9 protein-coding genes and 2 pseudogenes are annotated in these 6,781 nt (G+C 45.7%); 6 read left to right on the top strand and 5 right to left on the bottom strand.

The features are described from left to right. Positions 1-116, top strand: a pseudogene (locus ABD734_RS10205) (IS30 family transposase); the annotation flags it as partial. Here ABD734_RS10205 and ABD734_RS10200 read toward each other — a convergent pair. From ABD734_RS10200 to ABD734_RS10185, 4 genes are all read right to left on the bottom strand, one after another. Further along, entirely contained in the window at positions 80-682 is a 603-nt protein-coding gene (locus tag ABD734_RS10200) for a hypothetical protein (protein ID WP_344703965.1), read from the bottom strand. The pseudogene ABD734_RS10205 and the gene ABD734_RS10200 sit on opposite strands and share 37 nt — an antisense overlap. A 126-nt stretch (positions 683-808) precedes the next feature. Further along, entirely contained in the window at positions 809-1,285 is a 477-nt protein-coding gene (locus ABD734_RS10195) for a pyrimidine dimer DNA glycosylase/endonuclease V (protein WP_344703963.1), read from the bottom strand. Beyond that, the gene (locus tag ABD734_RS10190) at positions 1,285-1,725 is read right to left on the bottom strand and encodes a YtoQ family protein (RefSeq protein ID WP_344703962.1); all 441 of its coding nucleotides are present in this window, start codon (positions 1,723-1,725) and stop codon (positions 1,285-1,287) included. The genes ABD734_RS10195 and ABD734_RS10190 overlap by 1 nt, the downstream gene beginning before the upstream one ends. Before the next feature lie 66 nt (positions 1,726-1,791). After that, positions 1,792-2,415 carry a flavodoxin family protein gene (locus tag ABD734_RS10185; RefSeq protein ID WP_344703960.1) on the bottom strand — a complete coding sequence of 208 codons (624 nt, stop codon included), beginning with the start codon at positions 2,413-2,415 and terminating at the stop codon, positions 1,792-1,794. Positions 2,416-2,577: 162 nt separating this feature from the next. Between ABD734_RS10185 and ABD734_RS10180 the strand changes: the two genes are divergently transcribed. Then, a complete protein-coding gene (locus tag ABD734_RS10180) occupies positions 2,578-2,940 on the top strand; it encodes a type II toxin-antitoxin system RelE/ParE family toxin (RefSeq protein WP_344703958.1) in 363 nt (120 codons plus the stop codon). 1 nt (position 2,941) lies between these two features. Beyond that, positions 2,942-3,250 (top strand): helix-turn-helix transcriptional regulator, encoded by a 309-nt coding sequence (locus ABD734_RS10175; RefSeq protein WP_344703957.1) that lies wholly within the window; start codon positions 2,942-2,944, stop codon positions 3,248-3,250. Positions 3,251-3,350: 100 nt separating this feature from the next. Here the strand turns inward: ABD734_RS10175 and ABD734_RS10170 are convergent, their stop codons facing one another. Next, a complete protein-coding gene (locus ABD734_RS10170; protein ID WP_344703956.1) occupies positions 3,351-4,421 on the bottom strand; it encodes a YkvI family membrane protein in 1,071 nt (356 codons plus the stop codon). Positions 4,422-4,680: 259 nt separating this feature from the next. On the opposite strand from ABD734_RS10170, the gene ABD734_RS10165 reads away from it, so the two are divergent. The 3 genes and pseudogenes from ABD734_RS10165 to ABD734_RS10155 all read left to right on the top strand — a co-directional run. After that, positions 4,681-5,367: a YveK family protein gene (locus ABD734_RS10165; RefSeq protein ID WP_344703955.1), complete on the top strand. Its 687-nt coding sequence runs from the start codon at positions 4,681-4,683 to the stop codon at positions 5,365-5,367. A 2-nt stretch (positions 5,368-5,369) separates the two neighbouring features. Then, the gene (locus tag ABD734_RS10160) at positions 5,370-6,047 is read left to right on the top strand and encodes a CpsD/CapB family tyrosine-protein kinase (RefSeq protein ID WP_344703954.1); all 678 of its coding nucleotides are present in this window, start codon (positions 5,370-5,372) and stop codon (positions 6,045-6,047) included. Continuing rightward, positions 5,930-6,766: pseudogene (locus ABD734_RS10155) on the top strand (aconitate hydratase); the annotation flags it as partial. The gene ABD734_RS10160 and the pseudogene ABD734_RS10155, both read left to right, overlap by 118 nt. Between the last annotated feature and the right edge of the window lie 15 nt (positions 6,767-6,781).

Genomic DNA, 6,781 nt, shown 5'->3' with positions numbered 1-6,781 from the left:
TCTCGTCTGTCGCTTCAAGAAGAAACCACATACCGAGAAAATCATTGAACTACCGGACACCATTGGAAGTCTTTTTGAGTTACATGGGTGAAAAGGAACTGTCTAGCTTATTTTGACAAACGAAATTATATAAAAAAGCTAAATTATATATAGAGGAGTTATTGTTATTTTCCCCAACTACAAAAGAAAGATAATTATATCTTGTATGTATATCATTGATATCAACAGGCTGCTCGCTATTATATTCAGGCAATATATTTGAAATCATAAGATTGCCATGAGCTGTAATATTAAAGAAACGCTTGTTTGAGAAGAAAGCGTTTTTTTGCATTTGTGAATACTCTTCATCATAACTTTGGATATTCAATGATTTCCCTTCAAAAATAATTTCTATGAGGCAATAGTCTTTAATCATTTTGAGAATATTATGATCCAATTCAATTTGAAGACCATTTTTTTTAAAACGGAAAGGAAGTTCATAGATTATTTGATCATCAGAAAGTACAACCTTTAATTTGCTTTTTGAATTATTTTTATAAAAATTCTGTAACTTTAAGTCAATTAATACATCTTCCTTATTACACTCAACGGCATCAAAAATAACTTGTTTGATTAGTTTTTTCTGGATATCTTTAGGCAATACATACTTTAAGAAATCTCTAAATTTTTTGTCAATACTCACTCTGCATCCTCCTATATTGCTTTACACTAATTAATAATCATAACTTATTAATTAACAAAAAGAAAGAAAGTATAATGCTTTGAAATGAAAAATACTGGGTTTCTTTAACCCAGTACAACAGAGTAGTTATTTAATGTGCATACCACACCGTGGCGCAATCGTATCCGCCAGCCATTTGGCATTCAATAGCTCGATGTACGCCCGATAAGCTGCCACTCCTTCGATGCGGACGTCCCCGTAGACATAGTGGGGCGGCAATGGATCATCGTGCCACAGCCCGTCCCCGGCATGGTGCTCGATAAGGCGCTTCAAAGCATCCAAGTCTTCCCGGAATGCGGGGCTGCGCTTACCACCGCGGCGCTGATGCTCCTTGTCGCACGCGTCTAGCAAACGGAAGGTATCCGTAATGTACGGACGCCCTTCATTATAGATGTGCTTGACGATGGGGTGGTGCCGGTACCGCGTGTTGGTATCAAGCACGCCGATCAGGCTGAGGTTGACGCGCAGTATTTGATACAGTTCGAGCACCTGCTTCGATAGCCGGCGGTTATCCAAATACCGGGCGCTGATGTCATGATCGGGGCTCACTCTGAACACCTGCATTATTCGTAGATGTAGGCGAGCACATCCAACGCCTGTTCGATGGTTTCAACCGTGACGTTGGCTTTGTTGGAGAGTTCCTTGAGTGGATGGATCAATTCTTCCGGGCGCACGATGATGAGCGGTTTGCCGAGCGTGACCGCTGCACTCGCATCCATCGCCGTATTCCACTGCTTGTATTTCTCGCCGAACAACGCGATGACGACGTCTGACTTTTTCATGAGCACTTCGGTCCTTAGATTGTTGATGGCAGAAGCGGCATCATCCTTGAAGTAGCCGCTCGGCTGTTCACCCAAGATTGCTTCGCCCACATTGTCCGAGCGGTCATGTACCGTCTGCGGTCCGACGAAGTGGAGTGGCAAGTCCTTCTCTTTAGCCAGACGTTTAACATCTTCGCGCCAATCATCGTGGATCTGTCCTGCAAGATAAACTGTCAATTCCATTGTGTCATCCTCCTAAGTGGTATTACTTTAATCATAGCCAATCGGGCGCAGAGTTTCCAAGGATTGTCACTCGAGCGCGTTGCCTTGTGTCGGAATCGGCGTCTCTTTGAACATGCGCGCCAGATGCATGGTGTTGTAGGCGAGCATCTCCACATGCTTTTTAGTGAAGTCGTTGTCCTGACCGGCTTCGATGTAGGATGGGCCTGGGCCGGCTTCGCCGACCCAGTAGGCATCGACGTTCGGCGGAATGGTGAAGCCGATGTGGGATAGGCCGTACAGTACTGAAGCGGCCGCATGCTTAGCACCATCCTCGTTGCCTGTGACGATGACGCCGCCCACTTTGTTGTAGAAAATCGACTGGCCATTCTCATCCGTAAACGAGCTACTGCCATACAGGCGCTCGATCGCAAGTGTTGCGATGCTGCTCTTCTCACCGAGCCACAGTGGTGTGCCAATCAGGACGATATCAGCCGCTTTGACCTTTTCAAAAACTTGAGGCCATTCATCGCCTTCACCCGCGTCATCCGTGATGCCGTATTTTATGTTGTAGTCGTTCAGGCGCACGATTTCAGCTTCGACCTCTTTTTGCTTATAGATATCCATGACTTCGCGTGCCAACCCTTCGGTATTCGATTGTTCATCTCCATACTTCAGTGTCGTATTGAGTATTAATGCCTTCAATTTCATCATATACCCCCCAATTGCATAATACTTATCTCTACCACCAATTCTCTTCTCTTAATCTTGACGCAAATTCAGTATTATAAAGCAATGGTAGTGGATGAACTGTGGACACGACACCATTTTCGGCTTATAATGATTATAATATGACTTATGAGGTATATTAACTATATGGATAATCTTGAGTGGGACACGGAAGATTACAAGACAGAAAATGACCATTCACCTTTGGAAGCTTTTCTCGATGCTTTGCCAGCCAAAGCATCCGATAAGATTTTACGGGATATTGAAATGTTAGAAAGATTTGGTCCAAGGTGGGGACATCCTCATGTAGATTACTTTAGAAATGAAGATATCTACGAGTTGCGCGTAAAACATAGCAGCAATATCTATAGAATTTTCTTCTTCAGATGGAAGGGTACATTGTTGTTGCTGACACATGGGTTTGTTAAAAAGAGTAAAAAGACCCCAAAAGGAGAACTTAATCATGCGATTAGACTGCGCGATGATTGGGTGAGTAGAAAGGGTGAGTAGTGTGGGTTTTGCGAAACGTTATGCAGAAAAAAGAGTTGAAAAGGATCCGGAATTCAAAAATGTTAGGGAAGATTTGGTGAAAATCCGCAATCACGAGTTGAGGGCACAACTGATTGAATTGAGACTAAGTCTCGGATTAACACAAAAAGAATTTGCTGATCGGGTAGGTGTTCAGCAGTCTGTGATCTCCCGTCTGGAGAATGGCAATCAAAACATTACAATCGATAGACTGCAAAGTATTTTGGCAAAGACAGGGACAGGCGCTAGATTGAAGATAGAAACAGAGGAAAAAGAATTGATAAAGCATTAAAGAAGAGCCTTTCTAAGGCTCTTTTTTAGTGTGTAATCAACTATTATCAATTTTTTCAGCTTTCACACAAAAGCTGACAGAACATCCTGCTGGCTCGGATTTATACCAGCTGCTTCTTCGAAAACTTATTGGCCACCCAGCGGATGGTCAAGCCCGCTCCAATGAACAGACCAATATAACCGAATATTGGATAAAAAATATTGACCAAGTCGACAAAGCCGACGAAACTCAAGGCATAGCCAAACAATAAGCCAATGATCAGCATAATCGTATACTTTTTGGAATAGGCTACTGTAAAACGTGTCAGGAACGGATACATCAGACCAACTGCCGTATTGTAGATCACCAGCAGCATGACGACCGACAACCCGGTTCCGATTACAGGATGCACCGCGTCTGCAAGCAATAGGGTTGGTAGTGCCGCATGATTCGCCGCATCCAAGTTCGCTAGCATACCCCCGTTGATCAGTACCATCAGCAGCAGAATGATCATGCCGCCGACCAGTGCCCCACGGCGCGCCGCCTTATGCTTCGTTGCCTCCGAGCCCATGATGGACAGGAAACTGAAAGCCGTCGCAAGCGTCAGACCGCTGTATGTCAACGCATCCCATAGCCAACTTCCGGACGGCGTGCGGTCCGCCTGCGCATATTGATTCACTTCACTAAACGTAACGGTGGGATTAAAGATGTTCACAGCCGCCACAATTAATATGAAAGCGACCAAAAAGGGTGTCACTGCACCAAGCACCACGACAATCTTATTGAAGTCGAGCAGCAGTGTGATAAACACCGCAATCATCATGATCAGCGAACCGAGCCACGGTGACACTCCGAAACTTTCATAGAAAGCTGAGCCTGCACCAGCCAGCATGATGACCGAGATGCCATATAGGAAAAAGACAAGTATGTAGTCGATTGTCTTTCCAATCATATCTCCAAACATCGTGTTGATCGGTTCCTCATGGGAATCCGCCTTCAATCGGTAGCCAAGTTTAGCCGCTTGCCGGCCGACAAACATGATGATCAGTGCCGAAAGTATGATTGCAGCATAGCTCCATGTCCCATAGTTCGTGAAGAACTGGAGTATTTCCTGGCCTGTGGAAAATCCGGCCCCTACAATGACCCCCGTGTAGGCAAATCCGATCATCATTGATTCTCGTCGATAACTCAAAAAATCTCCTCCGTATTTGGTTTTTGACTTTAGTTATATAGACGTTATATTAAAATATAAACAATATTCTGCGAATTATTCAACAAAATAGTGAAATATTTTACATAATTATGAAGGAGACATCATTAGACAGAACATTTCGATAAAATCGCTTTCATTGATAAATTCCCGAAATACTGTGCAAAAATCCACCTTAATCTGATATAGTAATAAACTGTAAACATATATAATATTTCTACATATAAATATGGAGGCCAACATGGAAGAAACATTGAATTTGGAAGACATTCTTGAAGTGATCAAGAAGAACCTGGCGATGATCATCGCCCTTGTACTGCTCTTTGGTGCAGCCGCTGCATTCGCCACCGCATTTTTCATGACCCCGCAATATGAAGCCAACACACAAATCCTCGTCAGTCAATCCCAGGAATCAGAAGCCGTCAACAATCAGGACATACAGGCCAGCCTTCAGCTGATCAATACATATAGGGACATCATCAAAAGTCCGACAGTGCTCGATGATGTTGTAAGTAATCTTAATCTGGAACAGAATACAGGCGCACTCGCCAGCCAGATCACCGTTAACAACCAGGACCAGTCACAGGTCGTGACCGTCACGGTCACTGATCCAAACCCTGAAAATGCTGAAACCATCGCGAATGAAATTGCTGAGGTGTTCCAAGAGCGTGTGATGGACGTAATGAATGTCGACAACGTCTCCATTCTTGCGCCGGCAGATGTTGGTGACGAACCGTCACCAGTATCTCCACATCCGCTCATCAACATCGCCATCGGTATGATTCTCGGTGGACTGCTTGGACTCGGTATCGCATTCCTCAGGGCATTTCTTGACAAGCGTATTACTACAGATGAAGAAATCCAGAAACACCTTGAGCTGCCGGTACTTGGTACGATTGCGAAATTCGATAGTCAGAAAGGAAACTGATCATGTTTGGTAAAAACAAATCCCGCAACTATGTATCCGGCCCGAGGGAACTCATCGTGGAAAGACAGCCTAAATCCCCAGTCAGTGAACAATTCCGGACTGTCCGGACGAACATCATGTATTCGAATATCGATACTGAAATAAAAACTGTTCTCGTCACTTCAGCCACACCAGGTGCAGGCAAGTCTACTACCGCAGCCAATCTCGCTGTCGCCTATGCTCAGTCCGGTAAGCGCACTGTTCTGATCGATGCAGACCTGCGCCGCCCGACAACGCACTATACGTTTGAAGTCACCAATCAGCGTGGTATGTCCACAGCAATCGTCCAGGATGTACCTGTGGAGAACATCGTCAAGGAGACCGAAGTGGAAAACCTGGATATCATTACTTCCGGCCCCATTCCTCCGAATCCTTCAGAACTGCTATCATCCAACAAGATGATACATATGCTGAAGACGTTCTCCATGCATTACGACATGGTCATCATCGATTCGCCGCCACTGCTTGCGGTGCCCGGATGCACCAGGCGGGCTGTAACGGCTGTATCGGTATGGGACAGGCGCCAGCTACCGGGCAGAACAGTCTGCGGACGACGCCACGGAACTTCCCGGGCCGTTCCGGAACAAAAGAAGACAGTGTCTTCCTATGTAGTCCCGAAACTGCCGCCGCTTCAATCCTAAGTGGTGTCATCACCGATCCGAGGACGCTTGATATGGAGTATCCTAAAATCCCGGAAGCGGCTGCGGTCAAAAAAGGTGTCATGCTGGAAGCACCGCCTAAAGATAAGGAAAATATTGAAATAGAAAAAGGACCGAACGTGTCGTCCATTCCTGATTTCGATCCGATAGAAGATAATTTCGAACTGCCGATAGTGCTCAAGATGGCAGATAACATCTCTACGGATGAAATCCTAGCGGGTGGTTCAAGAGTATTGCCATTCCGCAGTAATATTCCAAAAATCAGCTCCTTCGTCTTCGAGGGAGTGGATGAGGGCTATATCGAGCGGGCCGAAAAACAGAAGGACGCAGGCGGCCATATGGTCGTTGCCGGCAACAACTACGGGCAAGGGTCAAGCCGTGAGCATGCAGCACTTGCGCCGCGGTACCTCGGCTTACGTGTTGTGCTGGTCAAGGACTTTGCAAGGATTCACCTGCAGAACCTCATCAACTTCGGCATATTGCCGTTGACATTCGATGATCCAAGCGATCATCAGAAGCTCTCCCAAGGAGATGTGCTGGAATTCCGCAACATCCATCAGACCATCCGGGACACGGATACGTTCACCATTCGACTGAAAGACGCGGATGAAGAAATCACCGTCCACCACAGTCTGACTGGACGCGATCTTGATATCCTGCTCGCCGGTGGCATCATCAACTGGGCGAAGCAGCGCCAATAGAAGCATATAAGATAA

Origin of the sequence: Salinicoccus jeotgali (genome assembly GCF_039538805.1) — a bacterium.
GTDB classification, from domain to species: Bacteria; Bacillota; Bacilli; order Staphylococcales; family Salinicoccaceae; genus Salinicoccus; species Salinicoccus jeotgali.
This window is presented reverse-complemented; position numbering and strand designations above follow the sequence as displayed.

Excerpts from the sequence above, each read along its gene's own strand:
- ABD734_RS10195 (WP_344703963.1), bottom strand. The coding sequence starts at position 1,285 with ATGCAGGTGTTCAGAGTGAGCCCCGATCATGACATCAGCGCCCGGTAT.
- ABD734_RS10190 (WP_344703962.1), bottom strand. The coding sequence starts at position 1,725 with ATGGAATTGACAGTTTATCTTGCAGGACAGATCCACGATGATTGGCGC.
- ABD734_RS10185 (WP_344703960.1), bottom strand. The coding sequence starts at position 2,415 with ATGATGAAATTGAAGGCATTAATACTCAATACGACACTGAAGTATGGA.
- ABD734_RS10180 (WP_344703958.1), top strand. The coding sequence starts at position 2,578 with ATGGATAATCTTGAGTGGGACACGGAAGATTACAAGACAGAAAATGAC.
- ABD734_RS10165 (WP_344703955.1), top strand. The coding sequence starts at position 4,681 with ATGGAAGAAACATTGAATTTGGAAGACATTCTTGAAGTGATCAAGAAG.
- ABD734_RS10160 (WP_344703954.1), top strand. The coding sequence starts at position 5,370 with ATGTTTGGTAAAAACAAATCCCGCAACTATGTATCCGGCCCGAGGGAA.